Source organism: Sphingomonas sp. LM7, from assembly GCF_002002925.1.
Classification (GTDB): Bacteria; Pseudomonadota; Alphaproteobacteria; order Sphingomonadales; family Sphingomonadaceae; genus Sphingomonas.
In genome coordinates this window covers 2,207,829-2,232,872 of sequence record NZ_CP019511.1, presented here as the reverse complement: position 1 = coordinate 2,232,872, position 25,044 = coordinate 2,207,829, and the positions used below count along the sequence as shown (strand labels likewise).

The following is a 25,044-nucleotide window of genomic DNA, read 5'->3' as shown; positions in this document are numbered from 1 at the left end:
GCTCGATGCCCTGCGCGGCGCTTTTGCCCTTGGCAGCTACTCTCTTTGAGCGCGCAGACGCGCGCACCCACCCCCAGCCCCTCCCTTTCAGGGAAGGGAGTGAGAGATGCTGAGCGCCTGGTTCGGCATTGCGCTGTGGAAGCGCGTGCTCGGCGCGCTGGCGCTGGGATTGGTTTTCGCGTTGGCGTGGCCGCAGGGCGCACCGTACGTCCAGTTCCTGGGCGATCTGTTTGTTCGCGCGATCCGGATGCTGGTCGCACCGATCGTGCTGGTGACGATCGCGGCGGGAATTACTGCACTGGCCGATCCCAAGCGGCTCGGCGGCTTGGGAGGGCGCACGGTCGGGCTGTTCGCGTTGACCACGGCGATCGCGGTTTCGGTGGGAATGCTGGTTGCCACGCTGGTCCAGCCGGGTGTCGGCGCGGCGCTGGGCACGGCGGCGCCGCATGCGCTGGGCGAGCCGGTGACGCCCTACCAGCAGCTGATCGGGATCGTACCACTCAACATCTTCGAGGCGCTGGCCAAGGGTGACATGCTCGCGTTGATCTTCGTGGCGATCCTGGTGGGAGTCGGCACGGTAGTGGCGGGTGAACCGGGCAAGCCGTTCGCCGCGCTGCTGCAATCGACCTCCGCGGTGCTGCTCAAGGTGGTCGGGATCGTGATGGAGGCGACGCCGTTCGGGGTGTTCGCGCTGATTGCCAACGCGGTGGCGGCGAACGGCGCGGCGGTGTTCGTCCATGTCGGCTGGCTGGCGCTCGCGGTCGTGCTGGGCTCGCTGATCCAGATCGTCTTGGTGCACAGCCTGATTCTCAGGCTGCTGGCGAAACTGCCGGTGGTGCCGTTCTTCCGCGGGATCGTCGATGCGCTGGTGGTGGCGTTCTCGACGGCGTCGAGCTCGGCGACGCTGCCGGTGGCGATGCGAGTGGCGGAGAAGAATCTGGGTGTCGGGCGGCCGGTGTTCTCGACGGTGCTCCCGCTGGGGGCGAGCATCGGCAAGGACGGCACGGCGATGTATGTCGGGCTGCTCAGCATGTTCGCGTTGCAAGCGTTCGGGACGCCGCTTAGCCCGCAAGTCTATGGCATGGTGCTGCTGACCGGTGCGCTCGCCGCGTTCGGAACCGCGCCGGTGCCGTCGGCGTCGCTGTTCATGCTTGCGGCCGTGTTGTCCGCGGTGGGCGTGGCGCCCGAGCAGACGGCGTTGGTGGTCGGCTTCGTGCTGCCGTTCGATCGGCTGCTCGACATGACCCGGACTGTGCCGAGTGCGAGCGCCAACCTCGTGGTGGCGACGACGGTGGCGCGGTGGGAAGGCGAGCTGGACGAGGACGTGTATCGCGCCAAGACTGACGCCTAGGCGGGCTTCTGGCACCAGAACTGGATCATCCCAGCGAACAGGAAAGGGTGCTCCGCTTCCACTGCCTCCCACAAGGCGAGGTCGAGCGGACTGGCACTCGGACCATGCGCCTGATGAAAACGGGCGATCGCATCGGGCGAAGCGTCAAATCCGACGAGCCTAAGACCGGCGCGTACGACCAGCGCTGAGACCTCGGGGAAGCGGTAGTGGCGTTCATGGACATGGAAGGCGAGGTCCCGGCATCCGCTGAGACTGTAGAAGTCGTCGCTCTGGCGTAGGACGGCGAGAGGATGGTCGTCGGGCAACGACAGGATGTACGCGCGGAAGGCGCGGATGCCATCGGCGTCCGGCTGCCAGCCGCGTTCTGCGATCAGCGCATGGGCGGCGCGGACAGGGGCGCGGGCGCGGTGGCTATAGAGCGCGAGGCGCAGCACGCCACCGGGGCGGAGGACGCGGGCGATGCTGGCGAGACCGGCGTCCGGATCTGCCATATGATGGAGGACGCCGGTGCTGTTGGCGACATCGAAGGTGGCGCCGAGCCGGTCGAGCGCGAGGATGTCGCCGTGGTGGAACGCGATGTTGACTGCGCCGAGCTCGTCGGCCTGACGCCGGGCGAACGCCAGGCTGGGGCGACTGAGGTCAATCGCAGTGACCGAAAGGCTCGGATCCATCCGCGCGATGTCGATCGCTTCGTAACCGGTGCCGCAGCCGGCGATCAGAACCGTAAGTGGGGCTTGGGGCAGTGCGGCCCTGTCGATGCCGGGCAGGGTTTCGAGCAGCTGACGGAAATCGGTGCGGCGCGAGGCGGGGGCTGCCTGCCAGCGCGGATAGGGATGTTCTTCATATTGACGCTGGACGTCGGCGGAGAGGCCCTTTGACTCGGCGAAGCTGGGGGTGCTGATTGCGTCTTCGACGGCGAGATCGTCATAGGCGTGGGCGAGATGCTGCCAGAGTTCGCCCTCGGGGAACTCGGCCGGCGGGCCGGCCAGCGCCGCGGCCAGACCCTGCGGCGCTGTCTCAGGCTCGGGCCATGCATATTGGTTGGCGAAGGCCTGGACCGCGAGCGAGGGGAGTAGCGGGGTCTCGGTTTCGCCCGAGCGGAGCAGCGCGTCGCGCATCGCGATGAGACGGGCTTCCATCGCGGGGTGGGTGTTGAGGCAGCGAGTGAGGAAGGCGGTCCACAGCGGGCTCGCTTCTGAATTCTTAAGCAGCAGCAGTTCGGCGGTGATGCGGGCGAGCGGCTGGGGATCGAGCTGGTCGTCGTTCAGGCAGGCGAGCAGATCGGCTTCCAGCCGCGCATCGACAGCGGCCGGGCGGATCGTCGCGAGGAGCTCGGCGAGCGGGCGGCGGATCGTATGGCGGGCGGCGGCATTGCCTTCGGCGCGCGCCAGTGCGGCGCGGAGCGACTCCAGCGCAGTGGCGATATCGCCCTGGTGCGCGGCGAGGCGGCTTAGCGCGAGATAGCCGGGCAGGAAGTCAGGATGCTCGGCGAGCGTGCGGGCGAAGGTAGCGCGCGCCTCGGCCAGTCGTCCGTTGCGGGCCAGTTGCTGGGCGAGGAGGAAGGGCTCGGGGGCGGCGCGCATTGCCCGTATCTAGGCATGGAGGACGGGCGCTGAACAGCCCACGCGAGCGATGCCCGGCGGTTATGCCCTGTTTCGCGCTGGGCGGTTGTTCGCGCGCAGTTTCGCACTACGCTTCGCGCATGAGATTTCTGCTGCTGCTCCCGTTCGTCCTTGTCGCCGGTCCCGCCTTTGCGCAGAACCTGGAGCGACGCGTCGAAGCCCAATATGCCGAGGCGGCGACGGGCACGCGTTTCGGGTTGGTCGTGCTCGACGCGGACGGCAAGGAGATCGTCACCGTCAATCCCGACGGGCGCTTCATTCCGGCATCGAATACCAAGATATTTACTACGGCGGCGGCCTATGCCTCGCTCGCTGGGCTCGATCAGCCGGACGATGCAGGCGGCGCGGCGGTTCGGATCGAGGGCGGCGACGTGATCCTGGAGGGGCATGGCGATGCGCGGCTGTCGAGCGCAGCGGATTGCATCATCGATTGCCTCGCGGTGCTCGCCGACGCGGTGGCGAAGAAGACGAAGCGGGTGCGCGGCGTGATCGGCGACGACACGGCGTTTCCGGACCAGCGCTGGAGTCCCGGGATGAGCTGGAACAACATCCCTAGCCGTTATGGCACGGGGATCTCAGCTCTGACGCTCGATGACAATGAACTGGTGATCAACGTGGTCCCGGACAAGCTCGGCGCGCCGGCCAAGGTAACGCTGCCTTTGCCATACTATACCGTCGACAGTCGCGTGATGACGGTCGCGGGTGCCGAGCGAAAGATCAGCTACGACCGCGATCCTAACAGGAAGGCGCTGCGCGTGACGGGCACGATCGGCGTGGACGCCAAGCCCGAGCCGCTGCGTGTCGGGATCGATGATCCGGCGCACTATGCGGCGTGGCGATTCAAGGCATTGCTCGAGGCGCGCGGTGTCAAGGTGACGGGTGCGGTCTCGGCACGGCATCGTACGCTGCTGCCTGGCGATGATCCGGAGGCGCGCAACGGCGCCCCCGCGGCGCGTCCGCCAGAGCAGGCGGCGCTGGCCAAGCTGGTGCCACCACCGCTCGCCGAGGATGTCGTGCGGATCAACAAGGAGAGCCAGAACCTCCATGCCGAGCTGCTGATGCGCCGTGTCGGGGTGCGCCGCGGCACCGGCTCGATCGCCGATGGCGTTGCCGAGGTTGGGGCGATGCTCGAGGCGGCGGGCGTGCCGCGCACGGCTTGGGATTTGTCCGACGGATCGGGCATGTCGAGCTACAACCGCGCCGCGCCGCGCGGGACCGCGAAGATGCTGCGCTGGATCGCCGGTCAGCCTTGGGGTGCGGCATGGCGCGCGTCGCTGCCGATCGGGGGCGTCGACGGGACGCTGGCGAAGCGCTTCAAGGGAACGCTCCTGGAAGGCAAGGTCTTCGCTAAGACGGGAACGCTCAACGCGACCAATGCGCTGTCGGGCTATCTGATCGCGAAAAGCGGCAAAACGCTGACCTTCTCTACTTTCGCCAACGACGTACCGGCGGATGCCAGCGCGACGAAGTATCTCGATGCGGCGCTGGTGGTGGTGGCGGAGGCGAATTAGGTGTCGAAATCAATCATCCCCCGTCAAGCGCAGCCTGACGGCGGGAGCGGAATCACAAGGCGTTGTGGTTCCTCCCCCTCCGTGGCCTAAGACGCTATTCAACCTCGGGGGGGAGGATTGTGATCACGGCACGATCGTGGTGAACAGATAGACCCCGAAGATCACCAAGTGAACGACGCCCTGGAGGATCGTAGTGCGGCCGGTGCCAAGCGACAGCGTCGCGACGAGCAGCGTCAGGAACAGCAAGACGATGCTCTTGGCGTCGAGGCCGAGTGCGATCGGCAGGTCTGCGAGAAGCGCCAGCGCAGCGACTGCGGGGATGGTCAACCCGATCGTCGCGAGTGCCGAGCCGAGGCCGAGGTTGAGGCTGGTCTGGAGCCGATTGGCGAGCGCTGCCCGAACCGCGGCAACGCTCTCGGGAAGCAGCACGAGCGCGGCGATGATGACGCCGACCACCGAACGCGGGGCACCGAGCGCGGCAACTACGGCTTCGATGGTCGGCGCCAGTCCCTTGGCCAGCAGCACCACTGCACCGAGGCAGGCGATCAACAGCGCCGCTGATATCCAGGTCTGCCGCAGCGTCGGCGGAGCGGCATGGATATCCTCGTTCGACGCCAATTCCTTGGGCGGCAGGAAATAGTCGCGGTGGCGAACTGTCTGGACCGAAACGAAGGTGGCGTAGAGCAGGAACGAAACCACGGCGACGAAGGCGAGCTGCGATGACGCATAGACCGGGCCGGGGCCGCTGACGGTGTAGTTGGGCAGGACGAGAGTCAGCACTGTGAGCGCGCATAGCGTGGCGAGCGAGGCGCTGACCCCGGTTTGCTGGAAGATCTGCTCGCGGTGGCGCAGGCCGCCGATCAGGATGCAGATGCCAACCAGTCCGTTGAGGATGATCATCACCGCGGCGAATACAGTGTCGCGCGCAAGCGTGGCGGCGCCCTCGCCCGCGGCGGACATCAGGGTGACGATAAGCCCCAGCTCGATGATAGTGACTGCGATGGCCAGGACGAAGGTGCCGAAGGGTTCGCCGACGCGGTGGGCGATCAGTTCGGCGTGATGCACCGAGGCGAGCACCGCAAGGATCAGCGCGACGCCGATGATCGTCGGCGGCAGCGCCATGACGAAATTGATCGCGATGAGTGCCCAGCCGAACGCAGGGGCGATCCAGGTCCAGTGCCGGAGGAGTTTTTGCATGCGCTTGGTTTAGGGCGATGGTGCGGATGGGGATAGCGCAAATCCTTGCTCGCGTGGCCGAAGAAAGGGCGCGCAGGAGTTTGGTCGCAGGCGGTTGGCTCGCCGCTAGGGCCTCTCCGTCGCCTCCGGCGACACCTCCCACGGTTCCATGGGAAAGATCACGATGCTGCTTGCCACGCGGCGATCACGGCATCGCCGGTTTCGGGGCGGAGCTGGAAGATGCCGCTGTCCTTGTGCCGGGTCGGGTGGACGCGGTTGGTGAGCAAGGTCCAAGCGAAGCCGCGTTCGAAATCGACCCACAGTCCGGTGCCGGTGAAGCCGGTATGGCCGATCGTTTCGTCCGAGCAATGCTGGCCGCCCGACCAGCCGGCGAACTTCCGCTCCCAGCCGCAGGTGCGGTGCTCGTATTGCGGGGAGCGGATCGCTTCGAGCATCGCTGGGGAAGCGCCGCTGCCGTCGAGCAGGCCTTGCGCGAAGTCGAGCACGCCGGCGATGGTGCCGAACAGCCCTGCATGGCCGGTCTGTCCGCCCATCGCGAAGCAGTTCTCGTCATGCACCTCGCCCTTGAGCACGCGATCTCGCCACATGCAGTGCTCTGTGGCGACGGCGGCGCCGGGGGGTGGGCCGAAGCACAGGCCGTCGCCCAAGTCCCATGCACCGAGCGGCTGGCCGGTGATCCGCTCGATCGCGATGCCCAGCAGAATGAAGTTGATGTCCGAATAGACAGGCGGCCCGTGGCGCCATTCGCGCTGAAGGACGAAGGCACGTAGGCGCTGGGGATCGTTGTCGTAGGTGTAGATTGGCTCGACCGCGGGAAGGTGGGTTTTGTGGGATAGGCAATCGCGGAACGTGAGTTTTCGCTCGGATGCTCCGGCAATATCATATTGGCGCAGGTCGGGGATAGCGGTGGCCAGGGGGGCGTCGAGATCGAGCCGGCCCTGATCGGCTAAGCGCAGGATCATCGTGGTGGTAGCGATCACCTTGGAGACCGAGGCTAGGTCGAACCAGTGTTCTTCGGTCAGCAGTTCGGGTTTGGGGACGAGTGCGGCGTGGCCGGCGACACGGACCCAGCGGCGACCGTCGGTGGTGACGATGCCCAGTGTGGCACCAGGGATGCGGCCGTCGGCGACAGCGGCAGCGGCGGGCGTGAAAGCGGCGTCGATCATGCAGGCTCGCGATCGTCGAGGCGGGGCGTGGCGTTGGCCAGTACCGGCAGGAACAGCAAGGCGGCCAAGCTGATCACGCCCGATGCGAGGAAGAAGACGTCGAAGCCGTCGTACCCGGCGTTGTCGAGCCAGGTCACCGCGGTGCCGCCGGCGCCCGAGAGCAGCCGCGCGAGCAGGAAGGCGAAGCCCGACAGGAAGGCATATTGCGCGCCGGGATAACGCGGGTTCACCAGCATCGAAAGATAGACGACGAACACTGCCCCGGCCATGCCGTTGCCGAACTGGTCGGCGGCGGTGGCGAGATAGAGCGTGTTCTGGTCGATCGGCTGGTGTGCCAGCCAGACGAAGCCGAAATTGCCGAGTGCCGCGAAGAGCGCGCCGATGCTGAGCGTCACCTCCCAGCGCCATTTGGTCACCATCCAGCCGCCGAGCCCGACCCCGACGATGCTCGATCCCAGCGCGACCAGCCCGTCGGCCCAGCCGATCTGAGTCTTGGTATAGCCGAGCGCGAGGATCATCGGTTTGGACAAATTGAGCGCGAGCACGTCGCCCATCCGATAGACCGAGACGAAGGCGAGCACGGCGATTGCCAGGAAGCCGTAGCGCCAGAAGAAATCGGCATAGGGACCGACAGCAGTGGACGCGCGGATCGGCGAATCGGGCGCGGCGTCGCGGATCCAGGGAAGGGCGGCGGCGAGCAGCAGGAAGGGCAGCATCGCGATGCCGAGCACCCAGGGCAGGACATTGGTGCCGGCACTGATGCCAATGCCCGTGGCGGCGGCAAGGATCACCCAGCCGACCGTGGCGGTGACCGTCGCCACTGCGAGCAATATGCCTGCGCTGGCGAGGAGGCCGGTGGCGAGCGCCGCGCCGCGTCCGCCGCCGCAACCGGGCGCGCGGGGGAGTAGTGCGAGGATCGGCAGCGGCACGGCGGCGCCGGCGGCAATCAGCAGGTACGCGGCAGTCCAGCCAGGCTCGATCCCGAAGCTGCGCAATGTCGCCGAGAGGCTGCCGGCAACGTCGGCGAACAGGAGCGCGCCGCTGCCTGCCGCGACCATGGCGGTGCGATAGCCCCACAGGTTCGATGCGGCGACGGGACCCTGTTCCTCGGGCGTCGGCGCGAGTTCGATGCGCCAGGCGTCGGCGGCGACTTCGAGCGTGGTCGTCCAGAAGGCGAGCAGCACGGCGAACAATGCGGTCAGCGGCAGGCTGGCGTCGTCGGAGAACACCGCCATCGCCACCATCGACGTGAGGATGCCGAGCTGCGACAGCATGATCCAGCCGCGGCGCTTGCCGCAAAAGCGCGCGAAGCCGGGCACGTCATATTTGTCGAGCAGCGGCGCCCAGAGAAACTTGAAGGTCGGCAGCAGCTGGACCCAGGCAAAGAAGCCGATGACCGCGAGCACCACGCCATGATCGGCGAGCCGGACGCTGAGCACGGTCGAGAACATGTAGAAAGGCAGCCCGGCCGAGAAGCCGAGCAGGACGTACAGCGCCATGCGGGGAAAGCCGCGGGGGATGCCGCCCGACCCGGCGGCGGCTGCCTCAGCCAAGCGCGGGTGCCGATCGATTGTGCAGCCGATGTTGCGTCATGTTGCGTATCCCGCGTCCTCCGGTTCGAGGACAGGCTTGCCCGGCACTTGCCGCCAGTCAATGGCCAAAGGTGTTGCAACCACGACACAATTGCTGCGCTAACATGCCGCTCGGCTATGGCTTGGGGAACAGAAACTATGGCGCGCTGCAACATTCTTGTTACTTAATGCCCGGGTCTCGCTGCGGGTTGGCGAGGGCGTTGGGGGCACGATCACATGACTGGTTATACGGCGTTCAGAAATTTCCTCGTTTCGGGAACGGCGTTCGCCGCGCTGGCCTGCGCGCTGCCCGCCGCAGCGCAGACGGTGCCTTCGGACACGACCGGCGCGGACCAGGGCGTGGCGACCGCGGGGCAGGAGCCCGCCAGCGACGAGTTGCTGGTGACGGGTTCGCGCATCATCCGCGACGGCTTCCAGGCACCGACGCCACTGACGGTGCTGACCCGCGACGACATCAACAAGACCTCACCGACGAACAACATTGCCGATTTCGTCAACCAGCTGCCGCAGCTCGCCGGCTCGACCAAGCCGGCCAATTCGCGCCTCAATTTGTCGAACGGCTCGGCCGGCATCAACGCACTCAGCCTGCGCAACCTGGGTGAGGGCCGCACGCTGGTCCTGCTCGACGGCCGCCGCTCGGTCGGTTCGACCATCTATGGCTGGGTCGACATCAACACGATCCCGCAGGGACTGGTCGATCGCGTCGAGGTCGTCACCGGTGGTGCCTCGGCCGCCTATGGTTCGGACGCAGTCGGCGGCGTGGTCAATTTCGTGCTCAACAAGAAGCTCGAAGGGCTGCGCGTCACAGCGGAATCCGGCGTCACCACTTATGGCGACGGCTTCAACTATTCGGGCAGCATCTCGGGCGGCAAGTCGTTCGCCGGCGGTCGCGGCCATATCCTGTTCAACGCCGAGATCGCGCACCAGGACGGCATTTTCGAGATCGATCCGAACGACCGCGGGTGGAACCACACCGGCTATGCGCGCGTCGAAGATCCGACCTGGACCGCGGCCAGCACCGACCGGCCGCGCTACATCACCACGCTGCGCCAGATCGGCGCAGCGAACTCGACCCCCGGCGGCTTGATCACGGCGTCCGCCGGCGCCTCCGCAAACGCGCTGCGTGGCCTGTATTTCGGGCAGAGTGGCGCGGTCAGCACCTTCAACTATGGCGTGCTCCAGTCTCCGACGTTCACCCGCGCGCCCAACTCCTCGCATCCAAGCGTCGTCCAGGGCGGATCGTGGCAGGTCAATGATTCCGGCCGCCGCATCGGCCTGATGCCCGAGGACGATCGCTGGGGCGTGTTCGGCCGGCTGAGCTATGAAGTCGCCGACGGCGTCGAGGCGTTCTTCGAGGGTTCGTACAACCACCAGAAGGTCTATTTCAACGCAGGTCCCAACCTGTCGACCGGCATCACCTACAACACCACTGGCTGCACCACCGTGCCGGTGCCGGTGACCTGCAATGCCTTTGCGCTGCAGACGCTCGGTGCCGCACGCCTGACTGGCGTCACCAGCGTCACCGTGGCGACCACCGCCGCCGACCTGCCGTTCCGCGCGATCGACAACGAGCGCAAGGTCCAGCGCTACGTCGCCGGACTCGAAGGATCGTTCGATGCGTTCGGCAAGCCCGGGCATTGGGACGTCTATGCCCAGTATGGCCGTTCGGACGTGCGCGAACAGCTGCGCAACATCATGCACACTGCCCGGATGAATGCGGCCACCGCCGCGGCGTTCGCGCCGGCCGGCAACGCGGCCGGCTACGCAGCCGGTTCGATCCAGTGTCTGATCAACGTCGACGCCAGCACGACCAACAATGATCCGAACTGCGTCCCGCTCAACCGTCTCGGCGTGGGCGTCGCCAGCGCGGCGGCGATCGATTACGTGCTGGGCGATCCGTATCGCGATCAGGTGCTCGAGCAATATGTCGTCGGCACCAACTGGGCGATCACGCCGTTCGCCACCTGGGCGGGCGACGTCAGCATCTCGTTCGGTGGCGAGGCGCGCAAGGAGAAGATCCGCGGCACCGTCCCAACCGAGTTCCAGCCGGTCATCAATCCCAACGGCACCACGAGCAATGCCTGGTCGGTCGGCAATTATCTGCCCTTCACCGGCGAATACAGCGTCAAGGAAGCCTATCTCGAGACTGTCGTTCCGCTGGGCTTCGGTCTCGAGTTCAACGGCGCAGTGCGGGGCACCGACTATTCGAACTCGGGCTATGTCACGACCTGGAAGCTGGGCGCGACCTGGGCGCCGATCGAGGACATCCGCTTCCGTGTGACGCGCTCGCGCGACATCCGGGCGCCAAACCTCAACGAGCTGTATCAGGCGGGCACCGCCAACAGCGACTCGGTCTCCAATCCGATCTTTACTCAGGACGGTTTGAACGGCCCGCGGACCTATGGCTATTCGGGCCTGACCACCGGCAACCCGAACCTGCTTCCGGAAGAAGCCAATTCGTGGAACATCGGCGGCGTGGTGTCGCCGCGCTTCCTGCCCGGCTTCACTGCATCGGTCGATTATTTCCGTATCAATCTGGAAGGCGCGATCGATTCGATCAGCGCGCAGGAAACCGTCAATCGTTGCTATGCCGACGGGAACCAGGACTTCTGCAATGCGATCAGCGAGGATCCGGCCCGCACCGTGGTGGGGCCGCCGCGTCAGCCCTATCTGCTGATCCGCACCCAGCCGTTCAACTACGTCAGCCGTCTGGTACGCGGTATCGACTTCGACGTGGCATATCGCCTCCCGCTCGGCGCCGACCGCCTGACGCTGCGCGGCATCGCGACGCGCTATATCGAGAACCTGGCAGTGACGGGCATCGCGAACTCGGCGCCGGTCAACACCGTAGGCGCCAATGGCGGCCAGGGCAGCACGCCGACCTGGATCTTCCGCGGCAGCGTCAACTTCGAGACCCCGACCTTCTCGGCGACGGTCGTCGGCCGCGGGGTCAGCTCGGGCAAATATGTCGCGAACGGCATCGAGTGCAGCACCAGCTGCCCGGTCTCGACCACGAACTTCCCGACCTATGACAACAACCGCGTGTCGGGGCTGTTCTATGCCGATCTCAACCTGACGCAGAAGATCGCAGTCAGCGGCAGCTCGGAAGCCGAGATGTTCTTCAACGTGACCAACCTGTTCAACCGCTGGCCGCTACTGGTTCCGGAAACCGGCAACGCATCGAACAGCACCTATTCGGACATGCTCGGACGCCAGTTCCGCGTCGGTGTCCGCTTCAACCTGAAGTGAGGTCGATCGCGAGGATCTGAACTCGCGATCGGGAAGGCAATCAACCGCTCCGGGGGGAGTGAGGGCCGTGGCAGTTCCTGCCGCGGCCCTTTTGCCGTCTAGCGCCCGCGGGAACTGGTGGTGTGGCGGCGGGTTGCTGATATAGGTGCCGCCGGCAAGGAGGCCGCAACCCTTTGGTCCAGACGTCGTGAACGAGATCGTAGCCGCAGGTGCGCTGGGCAGCCTGGCCGCCGGGATGGCGACCGGGCTTGGCGCGCTTCCTGTGCTGTTCATGCGCCGGCCGAGCGACCAGCAGCAGAATTTGCTGCTGGGTTTCGCTGCGGGAGTGATGCTCGCGGCAAGCTTCTTCTCGCTGATCCTGCCTGCGATCGAAGTGGCGCGCGAACAGGGGGCTGGCCAGGCCGGCGCATCGATCACCGTCGCCGCCGCGGTGCTGCTCGGCGCCTTCGTCATCGCAAAGCTCAACGACTGGGTGCCGCCGCTCGACAAGCTCGGGCTCGGCCCGCCGGGAATCGCCGCGGCAACTGCATCGGTGCGGCGGATCTGGCTGTTCGTCGCCGCGGTGACGCTGCACAATTTCCCCGAAGGCATGGCAGTGGGCGTCAGCTTCGGCGGCGGCGATTTCGAGGCCGGCCGCGTGACGGCGTTCGGGATCGGGCTGCAGAACATCCCGGAAGGTCTCGCCGTCGGGGTGGCGCTCTCGACGATCGGCTACAGCCGGACCCGCGCGGCGCTGATCGCAGCGGCGTCCGGACTGGTAGAGCCGGTCGCGGGGCTGATCGGGGTTAGCATCGTCACCGTGGCGCAAGCCTTTCTGCCCTGGGGGCTGGGCCTTGCCGCGGGCGCGATGATCTATGTCGTCGCCTCCGACATCATCCCCGACGCGCATGCCCGGATCAACGGCGGCGGCAGGGCGAGTACCGGATTGATGATCGGGCTCGCCGCGATGATGTTCCTGGATACTACTTTCGGCTGATACCCCCGCGCGGCTGCGACAAGCATGGCCGCAGCACTAGTCGTGACCTGCGTTCCTGGCAGCATGACCGCCTGGCGCATAGAATGTGGGGGAACGGGATGTTGGGTAATCCGGTTCGGATGCCCGCGATGACGGTCGTTGGACGGCGCCGCGATCGCTCCCGACAGATATTGACGGCGACCGGTTGTGGGGCGTCGATCCGGACAGCGAGTCGCTGCAGCGGATCGATACCGGCTTCATTTCATTCGATAATAGTCTGAAATACGGATCCTTGGCTTCACTTGCCCGGATCGGCACTGATCCTCTGCACTATTTGGTTGCGCGGCGATTAAGTCGGTTCTGTCCTATCTTTGTACGATTTGCTGTGTGACATTCCGCCCGACTCGCGGATCGCCAGGGGTGGCATCCGCGCGTGTTTGGGGGGAGATGCATGCGGCAAACAACCTTGTCCGTAGCGCTCGAGGTTAAGCCTGAGAGTTACGATCACCTGTCGTCGTTGCTCGACAAGCTGCGCGCGAAACGCAGCACCGACCCGTCCGGAGGGGAGGGGCCTTTCGCCGACTTCCTGACGCGGGTGCCGGCGCTGCATTTCATGTCGCTGAGCGTATTTCCCGGGTTCGACTACGACCCGCTGTTCGTGATCGAAGCCAATTTCGACGGCGAGGCCGGGCCGTTCTGGGCGCAGTTGGAATCGGCGATCGGTCCGGATCTGCGGACGATGCTGCGCTGCTGCAAGCGGCCGCTCGACAATGACGGCCCGCTGTTCGATTCGATCGTCGCGCCCGACGCGCGCGCACCGATCGCGCCTTATCTCGAATGCCGCTCGCTGACTCCGACGGTGTTCCACCAGGGCAATCGCGGGATGACGCGCGACCGCATCCTTGCCGAGCATAAATTGTTCGAGGCTACGCGGGTCGAGCTGCGCTGCGCCAATGTCGACGGGCCCAATCCCTATCGGGTGCTCCGGCCCAGCCAGATCCACGCCAAGCTGCGCGCGGTGGTGCTGCCCGATTTCGCCTGGCTCAATACGCCGGCGCCCAAGCGGATCTCGCTGTCGGAGAATATCGGCGACTGGGTGCGGCTGATCAGTTTCATCCTGGCCGCGGTACTGGTGCTGTCGGTGCCCGGGCTGATCCTCAGTCTGGCGATGCCGTGGGACCGGTATCTGATCCTGCTCGTAGTCATCTTCGCGGGCATCGCGCTGCTGCTCAAGAAGATCGGGGTGGCACTGCCGGGAACGGGGGTGGCAACCAAGTTCAGCTTCCTCAAATTCTTCCTCCACCAGCTGCCGCCGCTCGCCTTGTTCGTGCTCGGCTATCTGGTGCTTGCAGTAGCGGTGGGTACGCCGCTGTCGATGCTGCTCACGGCGCGCAGCTTCGATGCGGCATGGCACGGGATGGTGACCTGGCTGCTCTGGGGACTGGCGAGCGCGCCGGTCACCGTGGCGATCATCGTGCTGTGGCTGCGCGTGCTCGAGCGCGGCGACGCGTCGCAGGATGCGCCGCCGGTCGATCCCAAGATGCTGCGCGAAATGGCGCGGCGCGAGGACTGGATCCCCCAGAACCACATGGGCTCGCTGGTGCTGATCAAGCCCGGCATCCTGCGCATGATCCTGATCCGCGCGGGGCATCGTGGCCTGGGGCTCGTGCTGCGGATCCAGGCGCGCAGTGGCTATCTCGGCTCGATGCGGACGATCCATTTCGCGCATTGGGCGATGGTCAACAACAAGTCGCGGCTGATGTTCTTCTCGAACTTCGACCAGACCTGGGAGAGCTATCTCGACGATTTCATCGAGAAGGCGCACGCCGGGCTTACGCTGGCCTGGTGCTGCGGCGTCGGCTTCCCGCCCACCCGCTTCCTGGTCAAGGACGGCGCCAGCCATGGCCGCCAGTTCAAGGAATGGGCGCGCCATTCGATGACGGTCAGCCGCTTCTGGTACTCGGCCTACAAGGATCTCACCGCCGAACAGATCGAGCGGAATTTCCGCATCGCGAACGGGCTTCGCAAGCGAACACTCTCGGACAAGGACGCCGCTTTGTGGATCAACGACCTGTGAGCGCCGCACCGCAAAAGGGACCGCCGAGCTGGAAGCTGGCGCCGCCGCACGATACGCTGACGCAAGGGATGGTAGTGAGCGGCTTCGCGTCGCTGCCCACCGGCCGCGCGCTGTTCCTCGAATTCTGCTGGGACAAGGCGCCGAAGAAGGGCGGCGGCGGCTGGCTGGAGGCGCTCCAGGCAGTCGCGCCGATCACCGATGCCGACGGCAAGGACGCCCGCGCGGCAGGAATCGGGCTGACCTGGGAGGGGCTCCGCAAGATGGGGCTCCATCCGAACACGCTCGCTTCGTTCGATCGGCCGTTCAAGGAAGGCATGTTCCAGGAGGACCGGCTGCGCCGCCTCGGCGACCGGCGCGAGGACGAATGGCTCCAGACGGTGATCGAAGGCGGGCCGAAGTGGAGTGGGAACACGCCGCTCGACAATGCCGCGGTCGATGACGAGGCGCGCGCCTTCGACGACACCGAACAAATCGTCGAGCAGCGCGTGAAGACGCCGATCACGGTGCACGCGCTGCTGCTCCTCTACGAGAAGGACGAGGAGACCGCAGAGGCGTGGTGCAAGACCGTCGGCGAAGCGCTGGCGCCGCATAATGTGAAGATCGTCCACGGTCTGCCGCTCGATCTCCGCCCCGACGAGCGCGGCATCGCGCGCGAGCATTTCGGCTTTGCCGACGGCGTTTCGCAACCCGCGCCGTTCGAGCCGGGCACGGTGGTGATCAAGAGCGGCGAGGATTACCCGCACGATTATTGGAACGGCGTGCCGCTCGGCGAAGTGCTGATGGGGCACGTCAACGGCCATCACGAAGTCGCGCTCGGGCCGGTGGTGGAAGATACGCCTGCGGGGCGCGCAGCCGGACTGCCGGCGCATCCACGCGGCGAGGGCTTTCTCGATCTCGGGCTCGACGGCAGCTACATGGTAGTGCGCGAGCTCAAGCAGGATGTCGCCGCGTTCTGGAATTCGATGCAGGCGGGGGCCGAACGGATCAACAAGCGCGATCCCGAGCATTCGGGGCATATCGATGCCGAATGGATCGCCAGCCGCGTGATCGGCCGCGACCTCAACGGCAATCTGCTGTGCCCGAACAGCAAGACCGGCGTGCTGCCGGTCGACAAATATGACCAGCCGGACAATGATTTCCTGTTCTACGATCGCGACCGGCACGGACATGGCTGTCCGCTCGGAAGCCATGTCCGCCGCGGCAATCCGCGCGACGGGCTCGCGCCCAAGCCGAGTGACAAACAGACGCTGCTCGACGCGGCGAACAACCATCGCATCCTGCGCCGCGGGCGGAAATACGGGCCCGACATCAAGGATCCCAAGACGGACGACGGGGCCGATCGCGGGCTGCTGTTCATTTGCCTCAACACCGACATCACGCGCCAGTTCGAGTTCGTCCAGCAGACCTGGATGCTCAACCCGAACTTCGCCTTCCTCTATGACGAAGTCGATCCGTTGCTGGGTCCCAAGGGTATGCTGACCATCCCGCAAGATCCGTTGCGGCGGATCATCGAGATCGACACGTTCGTGAAGATGGCGGGCGGCGAATATTTCTTCCTGCCGAGCATGCCGGCCATTCGATATCTGGCGTCCCTATGAGCGCGATCACGTCCACCAACGTGCTCCGCCCGGGCCCCAAGGGGTTCAAGGCCTGGATGCAGCGCATGGTCTTCGCGCTGATGCCGACCTTTTTCGGGCTGCTCCGGCGGTTCAAGCCGGTGATGAAGCTGGGCAATAATTACCTCACGTCGCGCTATGATGACGTGCGCGAGGTCTTCGCCACCGATCCGGCGTTCGGTGTGGTATACAGGCCGCATCTCGACGTGATCATGGGCGGCCAGCCCTTCTTCCTCGGCATGGGCGACACGCCGCAATATCGCCACGATACCGATGCGATGCGCAAGGTGGTACTGCCCGGCGACTTGCCCAGGCTGGCGGCGCAGACCGAGGCGCTGGCCGAGCAGATCGTCGCGACAGCGGGCGGCAAGATCGACGTCGTCGATACGCTGGTGCGCCGGGTGACCTTCACGATGCTGGGCGATTATCTTGGCGTGCCCGAGCCGCAGGTCGGCGACCTCCGCGTCTGGGGCACGCGGCTGTTCGAATTCCAGTTCGCCGATCAGGGCAACGACCCCAAGCTTCGTGCCGAAGTCGACGAGATCGCCCCGGCGCTGCGTACTCATATCCAGAACGAAATCGACCGCCGGCGTGCCGATCCGGGCAAGGACGATGTGCTGTCGCGCTGCCTGGCAATGCAAAAGGCGGGGGATGCGGGCTATAGCGACGACTTCATCCGCACCTCGCTGATGGGGTTCATCGTTGGTGGGCCGCCGCAGCCGCCGATGGTGGTGCCACAGGCGATGGAGCAATTGCTCAAGCGACCCGACGTGCTCGCCGAGGCGCAGGCGGCGGCGCGTGCCGATGATGACGATCTGCTGCGCTGCTATGTAATGGAGGCGATGCGCTTCGATCCGCTCGCGCCCGGGCTGCCGCGCGTCGCGCTGAAGGACTGGACGCTGGGCACCGGAACGTCGCATGCGGCGACGATCCCCGCCGGCGCGCAGGTGCTCGCCGCCTTCGCTTCGGCAATGATGGACTCGCGCCGCGTCGCCAATCCCAAGGTGTTCGATCACACCCGGCCGGCCAGCAACTATATGCATTTCGGCTTCGGGCTGCACGAATGCTTCGGCCGCCACATCAACCATGCGACGCTGCACCTGATGCTCAAGCCGCTGCTCAAGCAACCGAAGCTGCGCCGCGCGCCGGGCAAGCAGGGCAAGCTGACCAAGAACGGCCCGTTCGCCGAGCGGCTGGTGGTGGCGTACGGCTGAAGCGCCTCTTCTCCCTTGATGGGAAGGGCGCGCGGAACGCGCGCGTGGGAGTAGAATGACCTCTTTCCCAGGGTTCGCACTCGGATTGGAAGCCCTGGCCGGTCGAGGCGAAGGCTGTCGCAGCGGCGCTTTGCGAAAGCAAAGGTCACACCAGGGTCACACTGTCGCGCATGTTTCAGCGGTGGTGTGGCCATGCGGGAAATGTCGAAGGTTCAGCCGACGCGAGTTTGCGTTCCGGCGGGATCGACGCTGTCAAAGAGCTGGGGGCCAAGTGCCCGAGCATCGATTTCAGCAGCCGAAATCCTACATTTCAAGCGGTTTGCGAGGCCGCAGCCAGACGCTCCTCAACTATCGGGAAACGGCCATCGCTGGCTCGCACCCGTGCGGCCGGACCCTAGTGCCGCTCGCCGAGATATTACCCACCCGGCAGGGCGTTCTCCGCATAGTATTTGGCTCGACATCGCGAGGCGCACCGCGATAGCCGTCCCTGGCGTTCGAGCATCCAGCCGGGATCTTTGGCGGGCGCTTTGCTCGCCGTGACGCGCCGGGCGAGTTCCGCATGTACGGGTGACGTCAACCGATCGTCAGCGAGCGGTCCGGCCGCTTCGTGCTGCGGATCACGCTTTGGCGATGGCCAGCGGCGTGGCTTATCCCACAGACATGAGTCGGAAATACGGAGGCGCGCGCGGGCTTGCCGTGGCCATGCTGCAAAGCGGTAACTCATTATACTGAAACCAAAGACTTTGTGCGCAAATGTATGAGTTGACAGCCACTCGGCCGAGGCATAGCCATATGTGACCGCTAACATTCGGATCCACCGATGGAGCGAACGGCCCGCAAGAGGCCTTTGGAGGGGACCATGCACGCATCCACTGCACGTGATTTTTCCGCGCGCCGCGCCGCCATGCTCGGCGCGGTGCTGCTTGCCGGAACTGCCTGGCCCGCGCTCGCCCAGACCGCCCCCCCCGAGTCGCAAAATCCACCGCCTGCCGAAGAGGCGCTGCCGACGAGTGTCGAGGACGAGATCGTTGTCAGCGGCTATCGCGCAAGCCTCGAAAGCTCGACCAACGCCAAGAAGAACTCGACGGGCTTCACCGACGCGATCTTCGCCGAGGATATCGGCAAGTTCCCCGACACCAACATCGCCGAGAGCTTCAATCGCATCCCCGGCGTGACGATCAGCCGCGAAGTGACCGGCGAGGGCCTGAGCATCGCGATCCGCGGGCTGGGCACCAACTTTACCAAGGTGCTGCTCAACGGCGCGCCGGTGGCGGTGGCGTCGACCGGGCGCACAGATTCGCAGAACACCAACCGCGAAGTCGATCTCGACTTGTTCCCGACCGAGCTGTTCACGTCGCTGACTGTCGACAAGAGCGGCAAGGCGAGCATGATCGAAGGTGGCGCGGCGGGCACCGTCAACATGCGCAGCGCCCGCCCGTTCGACCGCGAAGGCACGCGCGTAACCTATGGCGGCCAGCTGACCAAGAACACCAATTCGGACAAATGGGGCTATCGCGGTTCGCTGCTCACCAGCACGACGATGGGCGATTTCGGGATATTGCTCGGCGTGGCGGGGGTGCACAACGAAGTGCGCTCGACCGGCTTCGAGACGATCGGCTGGACCAATCCGAACCTGTCGGCTGCGCAATGCGGCGCGGCGACCGGCTGCAACCCCACGGGTGGCGGCAACTGGACGATCCCCGGCACGGTGCCCGCCAATGCCGGGAACGGGCTGACCGCCGGCGCGACGATCGACCAGGCATTCCTGCTCGCGCGCAATCCCGGTGCGACGATCCAGCAGCTCGACAATGGCATCATCCCGCGCCTGGGCCGGCCGATGTTCGAGGAGGGTACCAAGGAGCGGATCAACGCCGTCGCCAGCCTGGAATATAAGGGCGAGCGCTTCCACGCCTATGTCGATGCGATGTACGGCTGGAAGGACAACCAACTCGAGCGCGTCGACATGAACTGGGTCGGCCGCAACGGTGCGATGGTGCCGCTCAACACGACCTATGACCGCACCGATTGCGCGACAGGCTGCGTCGTCACCGGCGGCACCTATGCCAATGCGCAGTTCTTCCTCGAATATCGTCCGCATCTGGAGACGGTTAAGTTCTGGGGGATCAATCCGGGCTTCGACTTCGAAATCACCGACAGCCTGAAGATCGATATCCAGGGCAATTACACCAAGAGCGATTTCCACCGCGAATCGCCGACGGTGCTGGTTATCACCCCGGCCAGCTCGGGGGTGACGGTCACCTATGACAATAGCGACGGCAACATGCCGAGCATCGGCAGCAATATCGACCTGAACAATCCGGCGAACTTCGGCTGGCCCGGCGGCCGCGTGAACATCCAGGACGAGCGCCGCGAGACCGAGACCAAGGGCATTCGCGGCAACCTGACCTGGGGTGACAGCCAGTTCAACATTCGCGGCGGCGTCGCCTATGACGATGTGTCGCGGACGATCAGCGCGTTCGACAACAGCCAGGCCTGGCAGAACGCAGTGTGCGGCAACCGCCCCAGCGTGTTCCTGCCGAGCCCCAACACCCAGCCGCCGTGCAACGGACTGGTCCAGCCGGGCGCGGCGCCGGCGGGTTATCCGACCTATCCCGCGTTCGGCACGGGCTTCTCGACGGGGCAGACCGGGCCGGTCACCTATGCGGGATCGCTCATTTCGAACGCGCAGGTGCCCAGCTTCCTGCGGCCGACATCAAGCGGTTTCGTCACGGTCGATTGGGAGCGTTTCAAGGCAGCGTCCAACTATGACGCGTTCCACGACAGCGCGCCCGAGGCCGGATCGGCGAATACCGGCGCCAATGGCGGCTATGTCCGCGAGAAGACGCTGGGCTTCTATGGCGAGATCAACGGCGACACCTCGCTCGCCGGGGGCCGGATCAACTATAATCTCGGCCTGCGCTATGTCCGCACCAACCAGACGATCGGCGGTCGCGTGTCGGTAACCGATCCGCGCAACGGCACCGACCCCGACGGCGCCGGCCCGCTGCCCAATGCGTGCCCCGGCACCGGCAATCCGCGCGATGGATCCTGCTATCCCAACGTGGTGAGCTTCCTCTACACCGAGAGCGACTATGACAATTGGCTGCCCTCGGGCAGCGCGGCGTTCCACATCACCGACAATGCCGTGGTGCGCGCCGCTGCCTCGCGGACGATGACCCGGCCCAATCCGAACACCATGCTGCCGGGGCTGAGCTTCACCTCGCCTTCGGCGGATGCGGCGACGATCGGCAATCCGGCGCTCGATCCGTATCTTTCGACCAACTTCGACCTGGGCTTCGAATATTACACCGGCAAGGAGGGCTATGTCGGCTTCACGGCGTTCCGCAAGGCGCTGACCGGCTTCACGGTCAACAGCACGACCACGGCACCGTTCTCGACGCTGGCGCCGTTCGGCATCACTTATGACACGCTGTCGCCGACGCAGCAGGCGGCGATCACCGCGCGGGGCGGGCCAGCCGCCGCCAACATCACGCTGCAGCAACAGGTCAACGCGACCGGTACGCTCAAGGTCAACGGGCTGGAAGCGACTTGGGTGCAGCCGCTCGATTTTCTGCTGGGGCGCTATCTCGGAGTCAACGGCTTCGGCTTAAACGCCAATCTGACGCTGATCGACCAGACCGGTTCGGGGGCGGCGCCCGCAGTCGCGGTCGGCGTGTCACCGGTGACCTACAACATCACGGGCTATTATGAGCAGAACGGGCTGAGCGTGCGGCTGTCGACGACGTTCCAGCGCGGTTCGGTGTCGTCGGATCCAAACCAGAACGGCATTGCCCTCGCGCGCTTCTATTCGGATGATTATCAGCAGTTCGACATGACCGCGAGCGTCGACTTTGCCGAGCTGTTCGACCTCAAATGGGCGCCGCAGCTGACCCTCGACGTGATCAACCTGACCAAGGCGCAGCAGCGCACCTACTTCCAGTTCGAGAATGCCGCCTACACGCTCTACGAGCCGGGCCGGCAGGTGATGATCGGGCTTCGCGGCCGGTTCTAGGTCGCGCGCGGGCGGCTCGATTTCCCTCGGCCGCCCGTCTTTCTGTCCGCTGCCTCGGCCGTCCTAGTGGCGGCCGTTTTTTGTGCCGGCTTTCCGCGGGGCGCCGGCTGGGCTAGCCAAGACGCATGGGAGAACCAAGGATTGCCGGGATCGAACTCGGCGGCACCAAGTGCATCGTGCTGCTCGGCACCGGACCCGACGACGTGCGCGGCCAGCACATGATCCCGACGACCGATCCGGCGGCGACGCTGGCGGCGATCGAGGCAGTGCTTGACGGCTGGGAATTCGACGCACTTGGCGTGGCGAGCTTCGGCCCGCTTCAGCTCGATCGCAGCGCGGCGGACTATGGCGCGATCACCGCGACCACCAAGCCGGGCTGGACCGGCACCGATCTCGTCCGCCGGCTGGAGCGCCGCTACGGCCGGCCGATCGGTTTCCAGACGGACGTCAACGGCGCGGCGCTGGCCGAAGCCCGCTGGGGCGCGGCGCAGGGGCTGGCAACGCATGCCTATATCACGATCGGCACCGGCGTCGGCGTCGGGCTGATCGCCGGCGGGCGGCCGGTGCAGGGCGTCGCGCATGGCGAGGCCGGGCATATGCGCGTACCGCGCGCGGCCGGCGATAGCTATGCCGGCTGGTGCCGCTTCCATGGCGATTGCGTCGAGGGTCTGATCTCGGGACCGGCACTGGCCGAGCGCTTCGGCAGCCCGGGCAAGGAGTTGCCGCACGACGGGCCGGAGTGGGATTTGTTCGTCCACGATCTGTGCGGGTTGCTCCACAACCTCGTCACCGTCGCGGCGCCCGAGCGGATCGCGATCGGCGGCGGCGTGATCGCCGCGCGCGGGCATCTGTTTCCGCGGCTGCGGGCGCGGCTTGCGGAGAGCCTGGGCGGATATGGCTCGCTGGCCGGTTATGCCGCGGAACTCGACGCGCGGCTCGGGCCGCCGGGGCTTGGCAACATGGCGGGTCCGCTCGGGGCACTCGCGGTAGGATTGCGTTGACCAGGCAGGCTCCGGATATCGCCCCAGGCTCAGCACGTCCCTACGAACTTGCTCGACGTAGCGAGTTCGAGCTTGGTCATGGTCCCGGTGCCTCCCGAAAAGGCCGATACGCTGATCCTCGCGGTCATCGCGGTGTTCTGATAGCTGGCTTGGACCTCGGTCTTGACCTTGAAGCCATCGGCGCCGTCCCCGCAGGTCGATTTGAGCCGTAGGGTATGTCCACGTGCCTCGGCGTCGATCGGGAGACAGTCAGACGCGATCTTTATTCCGGGCAGAATTAGATCGCCGTTCGCGCGCTTGCTTCCGATGCAATCCTCGGTCTCGAAAGAAGTGCCCAGCTTCTTGCGAAGTTGGTCCTGAAGCTCGTCCGGGACGGTGCTTCCGGGCGTCGCAGGCAATATCTGTCCGCTGATGATCCGACCGGTCGTGTGCCAGCGCCCTGCCTTGAGGCCCATTTGTTGCACCAGCTTGCCAGGCTCGGCCTGTGGCGATGCCAGTGCAGATGCGATCAGAAGCGGTGCCGCCAGGCAGCACGTCAAAAACCAGCCTTTGCGCATGTGTTTCTTCCCCCGTTTACGATAATCGCACTGTCGCAGACTTCGCATCGCCGCAGGCAAGGCCTGTTAGATCACGTCCATGTCGGTCTTGTAGTGATGCCACGCGAAGATCGCCGCGGCGCCGCGGTACGGGCTCCAGGGAAGCGACCATTCGCGCACCTGCTTTTCCGACGGGCGATCGGCATGGCCGAGGATGCGACCGATCTCGATCTGCACTGCCAGGTCGCCTGCCGGCCAGATGTCGGGCCGGCCCTCGGCGAACAGTAAATAGATCTCGGCGGACCAGCGGCCTATGCCCTTGATCCGGGTAAGCGCGACAATGGCTTCCTCGTCGTCCTTGGGCAAATTCTCGAGATCGAGCCGGCCGCTGGTGACTTCTTCGGCCAGGCTGCGGGCGTATCCCGCCTTCTGGCGCGAAAGGCCGGCGGCGCGCAGTTGCTCGTCGCTTGCCCTGGCCACGGTGTCCGGATTGGTCAGGTCGCCGAGTCCGGCGGCGAGCTTGTTCCAGATCGATGCCGCCGCGGCGACGCTGACCTGCTGGCCGACGATCGTGCGCAGCAGGGTTTCGTAGCCGCGGTCGCGCAGCCGCGGTTCTGGATAGCCGGCGCGCTTCAATGCTGCGGCGAAGGCGGGCTCGATCCTCGCGAGCGCGTCGATCGAGTCCTTCAGCTCGGTTTCACTCAGGCCCATGGCCGGTATCCTTGAATCGAGGGGCCTAAGGCGGCATGGGAACGGCCGGCCAAGGAGAATTGCATGCCCAAGCTTATCGTCGTCACCAGGGAAGGGGAAGAACGCGAAGTCGTGGGCGAAGCGGGCCTCAGCGTGATGGAAGTAATCCGCGACAATGGCTTCGACGAGCTCCTCGCGATCTGCGGCGGCTGCTGCAGTTGCGCCACCTGCCACGTCCATGTCGATCCGGAATTTGCGGCCAAACTGCCGGCGATGAGCGAGGACGAGAATGATCTGCTCGACAGCTCGTCGGACCGCGACGAACGCTCGCGCCTGTCGTGCCAGATCCAGTTCACACCGGCGCTGGACGGGCTGCGGGTGACGATCGCCGCCGAGGACTGAGCGGAGACGGGCGCCCTTAGAGCGCCTTTTCCTGAAGGTAGGCGGCCTCGAGCTTCTTCAGGTCCGATTTGTCGATATTGTCGGCGCCGCCGGTGCGGTTCGCCACGCCATATTGCTCCAGCTTGTTTTTCTGCTTGAGCAAATGCACCCAGTGGCGAAAGTCCGGGTCCGATTTGAATAGGCCGGTGCCGGTGTCGCGCTTGCGGCCTCCGCCGACCTTGCGGCTCTGCGTATGATCCTCCTTGCCGAAATCGGCATTCTCCCGCGCCATGGCCTCTTCGTCGTCCTCGACGGATGCGGAGCTGCTGCTACTCGCCGCCTGCGCTTCTCCCTCCTCGGAATCGGATTCCGCGAATCGATTGGACAAATAGGCGAACAGGGCCTTCCTCGTTTTGAAAGCGCTTTTTTTTCCGGTGATCGCGTTGAGGTCGTCGATTGCGTCCTGCCGCTTGGCCGCGTCCATCTGGCCCTCGCCGATCGCCAGATCGACTGCGGTATCGACGGAGAGTGTGTTGTCGAAGGTAAAGGTCGCCACGCGCTGAACGACCGTGGACGGCGCCCCTATCTCCTTGCGTTGTGCGGGTGGCTCGCGGTTGAGCGCCGCGGCTAGCTGGGCGGTCGCGCGTGCGGATGGCCGGTCGTTCAGCGCTGCGGCGCGGAGTGAATCCGCTGCGTAGTGCGAGCGCGGTGCACCGCCGCGCTGTACGGAGAGCGAGCTGCTGCGGCTCGCATAGTCGGCCATGATTGCACCTCATCCGCATGCGTCGGTGCGGACGGCATCGACGTCGCGTGACAGCCTGCGGCCCGGGCGACGGGGCGGCAATCGGAGATGGCGCGGCTTCGGAGCGAAGCC

General features: G+C 65.7%; 17 protein-coding genes. 10 read left to right on the top strand and 7 right to left on the bottom strand.

From position 1 onward, the window contains the following. The first annotated feature begins 106 nt into the window (after nt 1–106). Nucleotides 107–1,351 (top strand): dicarboxylate/amino acid:cation symporter, encoded by a 1,245-nt coding sequence (locus BXU08_RS10005; protein ID WP_077509929.1) that lies wholly within the window; start codon nt 107–109, stop codon nt 1,349–1,351. Here BXU08_RS10005 and BXU08_RS10000 read toward each other — a convergent pair. Further along, nucleotides 1,348–2,934 (bottom strand): bifunctional 2-polyprenyl-6-hydroxyphenol methylase/3-demethylubiquinol 3-O-methyltransferase UbiG, encoded by a 1,587-nt coding sequence (locus tag BXU08_RS10000; RefSeq protein ID WP_077509928.1) that lies wholly within the window; start codon nt 2,932–2,934, stop codon nt 1,348–1,350. The two genes, BXU08_RS10005 and BXU08_RS10000, sit on opposite strands and share 4 nt — an antisense overlap. A gap of 119 nt (nt 2,935–3,053) precedes the next feature. Here BXU08_RS10000 and dacB point away from each other — a divergent pair, with 119 nt between their 5' ends. Beyond that, entirely contained in the window at nt 3,054–4,484 is a 1,431-nt protein-coding gene (dacB, locus tag BXU08_RS09995) for a D-alanyl-D-alanine carboxypeptidase/D-alanyl-D-alanine-endopeptidase (RefSeq protein ID WP_077509927.1), read from the top strand. Nucleotides 4,485–4,607: 123 nt separating this feature from the next. Here the strand turns inward: dacB and BXU08_RS09990 are convergent, their stop codons facing one another. The 3 genes from BXU08_RS09990 to BXU08_RS09980 all read right to left on the bottom strand — a co-directional run bounded on the left by BXU08_RS09990 (nt 4,608) and on the right by BXU08_RS09980 (nt 8,400). After that, nucleotides 4,608–5,681, bottom strand: a complete 1,074-nt coding sequence (locus tag BXU08_RS09990; protein ID WP_216352864.1) for a calcium:proton antiporter — start codon at nt 5,679–5,681, stop codon at nt 4,608–4,610. Nucleotides 5,682–5,839: 158 nt separating this feature from the next. Then, on the bottom strand, nt 5,840–6,847 hold the full coding sequence (locus BXU08_RS09985; RefSeq protein WP_077509926.1) for a serine hydrolase: 1,008 nt from the start codon (nt 6,845–6,847) through the stop codon (nt 5,840–5,842). Continuing rightward, on the bottom strand, nt 6,844–8,400 hold the full coding sequence (locus tag BXU08_RS09980) for a permease (protein WP_253190331.1): 1,557 nt from the start codon (nt 8,398–8,400) through the stop codon (nt 6,844–6,846). The genes BXU08_RS09985 and BXU08_RS09980 overlap by 4 nt, the downstream gene beginning before the upstream one ends. 255 nt (nt 8,401–8,655) lie before the next feature. Between BXU08_RS09980 and BXU08_RS09975 the strand changes: the two genes are divergently transcribed. The 7 genes from BXU08_RS09975 (at nt 8,656) to BXU08_RS09945 (ending at nt 22,563) form a co-directional block, all read left to right on the top strand. After that, entirely contained in the window at nt 8,656–11,688 is a 3,033-nt protein-coding gene (locus BXU08_RS09975; RefSeq protein WP_077509924.1) for a TonB-dependent siderophore receptor, read from the top strand. Between the two features lie 187 nt (nt 11,689–11,875). Further along, nucleotides 11,876–12,664 carry a ZIP family metal transporter gene (locus BXU08_RS09970; RefSeq protein ID WP_253190330.1) on the top strand — a complete coding sequence of 263 codons (789 nt, stop codon included), beginning with the start codon at nt 11,876–11,878 and terminating at the stop codon, nt 12,662–12,664. Between the two features lie 430 nt (nt 12,665–13,094). Next, nucleotides 13,095–14,720, top strand: a complete 1,626-nt coding sequence (locus tag BXU08_RS09965) for a hypothetical protein (RefSeq protein ID WP_150125492.1) — start codon at nt 13,095–13,097, stop codon at nt 14,718–14,720. Beyond that, the gene (locus tag BXU08_RS09960; RefSeq protein WP_150125491.1) at nt 14,702–16,318 is read left to right on the top strand and encodes a hypothetical protein; all 1,617 of its coding nucleotides are present in this window, start codon (nt 14,702–14,704) and stop codon (nt 16,316–16,318) included. Before BXU08_RS09965 ends, BXU08_RS09960 begins: the two co-directional genes overlap by 19 nt. After that, the gene (locus BXU08_RS09955) at nt 16,315–17,550 is read left to right on the top strand and encodes a cytochrome P450 (protein ID WP_077509921.1); all 1,236 of its coding nucleotides are present in this window, start codon (nt 16,315–16,317) and stop codon (nt 17,548–17,550) included. The genes BXU08_RS09960 and BXU08_RS09955 overlap by 4 nt, the downstream gene beginning before the upstream one ends. Before the next feature lie 859 nt (nt 17,551–18,409). Next, nucleotides 18,410–21,562 carry a TonB-dependent receptor gene (locus BXU08_RS09950; RefSeq protein ID WP_077509920.1) on the top strand — a complete coding sequence of 1,051 codons (3,153 nt, stop codon included), beginning with the start codon at nt 18,410–18,412 and terminating at the stop codon, nt 21,560–21,562. A 125-nt stretch (nt 21,563–21,687) separates the two neighbouring features. After that, nucleotides 21,688–22,563: an ROK family protein gene (locus BXU08_RS09945; RefSeq protein ID WP_077509919.1), complete on the top strand. Its 876-nt coding sequence runs from the start codon at nt 21,688–21,690 to the stop codon at nt 22,561–22,563. Nucleotides 22,564–22,592: 29 nt separating this feature from the next. Here BXU08_RS09945 and BXU08_RS09940 read toward each other — a convergent pair whose 3' ends face one another. Then, nucleotides 22,593–23,120 (bottom strand): DUF3617 family protein, encoded by a 528-nt coding sequence (locus tag BXU08_RS09940; RefSeq protein WP_171982488.1) that lies wholly within the window; start codon nt 23,118–23,120, stop codon nt 22,593–22,595. A 66-nt stretch (nt 23,121–23,186) separates the two neighbouring features. Next, nucleotides 23,187–23,810, bottom strand: coding sequence for a DNA-3-methyladenine glycosylase (locus BXU08_RS09935; RefSeq protein WP_077509917.1), 624 nt, complete (start codon nt 23,808–23,810; stop codon nt 23,187–23,189). A 63-nt stretch (nt 23,811–23,873) separates the two neighbouring features. On the opposite strand from BXU08_RS09935, the gene BXU08_RS09930 reads away from it, so the two are divergent. Further along, nucleotides 23,874–24,191 carry a 2Fe-2S iron-sulfur cluster-binding protein gene (locus tag BXU08_RS09930; RefSeq protein ID WP_077509916.1) on the top strand — a complete coding sequence of 106 codons (318 nt, stop codon included), beginning with the start codon at nt 23,874–23,876 and terminating at the stop codon, nt 24,189–24,191. Nucleotides 24,192–24,207: 16 nt separating this feature from the next. Here the strand turns inward: BXU08_RS09930 and BXU08_RS09925 are convergent, their stop codons facing one another. Then, entirely contained in the window at nt 24,208–24,933 is a 726-nt protein-coding gene (locus BXU08_RS09925; RefSeq protein ID WP_077509915.1) for a hypothetical protein, read from the bottom strand. Nucleotides 24,934–25,044: the final 111 nt, after the last annotated feature.

What these genes read in the sequence shown, in the direction of transcription:
- BXU08_RS10005 (WP_077509929.1), top strand. Translation starts at nt 107, where the DNA reads ATGCTGAGCGCCTGGTTCGGCATTGCGCTGTGGAAGCGCGTGCTCGGC.
- BXU08_RS09950 (WP_077509920.1), top strand. Translation starts at nt 18,410, where the DNA reads ATGCACGCATCCACTGCACGTGATTTTTCCGCGCGCCGCGCCGCCATG.
- BXU08_RS09990 (WP_216352864.1), bottom strand. Translation starts at nt 5,681, where the DNA reads ATGCAAAAACTCCTCCGGCACTGGACCTGGATCGCCCCTGCGTTCGGC.
- BXU08_RS09940 (WP_171982488.1), bottom strand. Translation starts at nt 23,120, where the DNA reads ATGCGCAAAGGCTGGTTTTTGACGTGCTGCCTGGCGGCACCGCTTCTG.
- BXU08_RS09925 (WP_077509915.1), bottom strand. Translation starts at nt 24,933, where the DNA reads ATGGCCGACTATGCGAGCCGCAGCAGCTCGCTCTCCGTACAGCGCGGC.
- BXU08_RS09945 (WP_077509919.1), top strand. Translation starts at nt 21,688, where the DNA reads ATGGGAGAACCAAGGATTGCCGGGATCGAACTCGGCGGCACCAAGTGC.
- BXU08_RS09975 (WP_077509924.1), top strand. Translation starts at nt 8,656, where the DNA reads ATGACTGGTTATACGGCGTTCAGAAATTTCCTCGTTTCGGGAACGGCG.
- BXU08_RS10000 (WP_077509928.1), bottom strand. Translation starts at nt 2,934, where the DNA reads ATGCGCGCCGCCCCCGAGCCCTTCCTCCTCGCCCAGCAACTGGCCCGC.
- BXU08_RS09985 (WP_077509926.1), bottom strand. Translation starts at nt 6,847, where the DNA reads ATGATCGACGCCGCTTTCACGCCCGCCGCTGCCGCTGTCGCCGACGGC.
- BXU08_RS09930 (WP_077509916.1), top strand. Translation starts at nt 23,874, where the DNA reads ATGCCCAAGCTTATCGTCGTCACCAGGGAAGGGGAAGAACGCGAAGTC.
- BXU08_RS09965 (WP_150125492.1), top strand. Translation starts at nt 13,095, where the DNA reads ATGCGGCAAACAACCTTGTCCGTAGCGCTCGAGGTTAAGCCTGAGAGT.
- BXU08_RS09935 (WP_077509917.1), bottom strand. Translation starts at nt 23,810, where the DNA reads ATGGGCCTGAGTGAAACCGAGCTGAAGGACTCGATCGACGCGCTCGCG.
- BXU08_RS09955 (WP_077509921.1), top strand. Translation starts at nt 16,315, where the DNA reads ATGAGCGCGATCACGTCCACCAACGTGCTCCGCCCGGGCCCCAAGGGG.
- dacB (WP_077509927.1), top strand. Translation starts at nt 3,054, where the DNA reads ATGAGATTTCTGCTGCTGCTCCCGTTCGTCCTTGTCGCCGGTCCCGCC.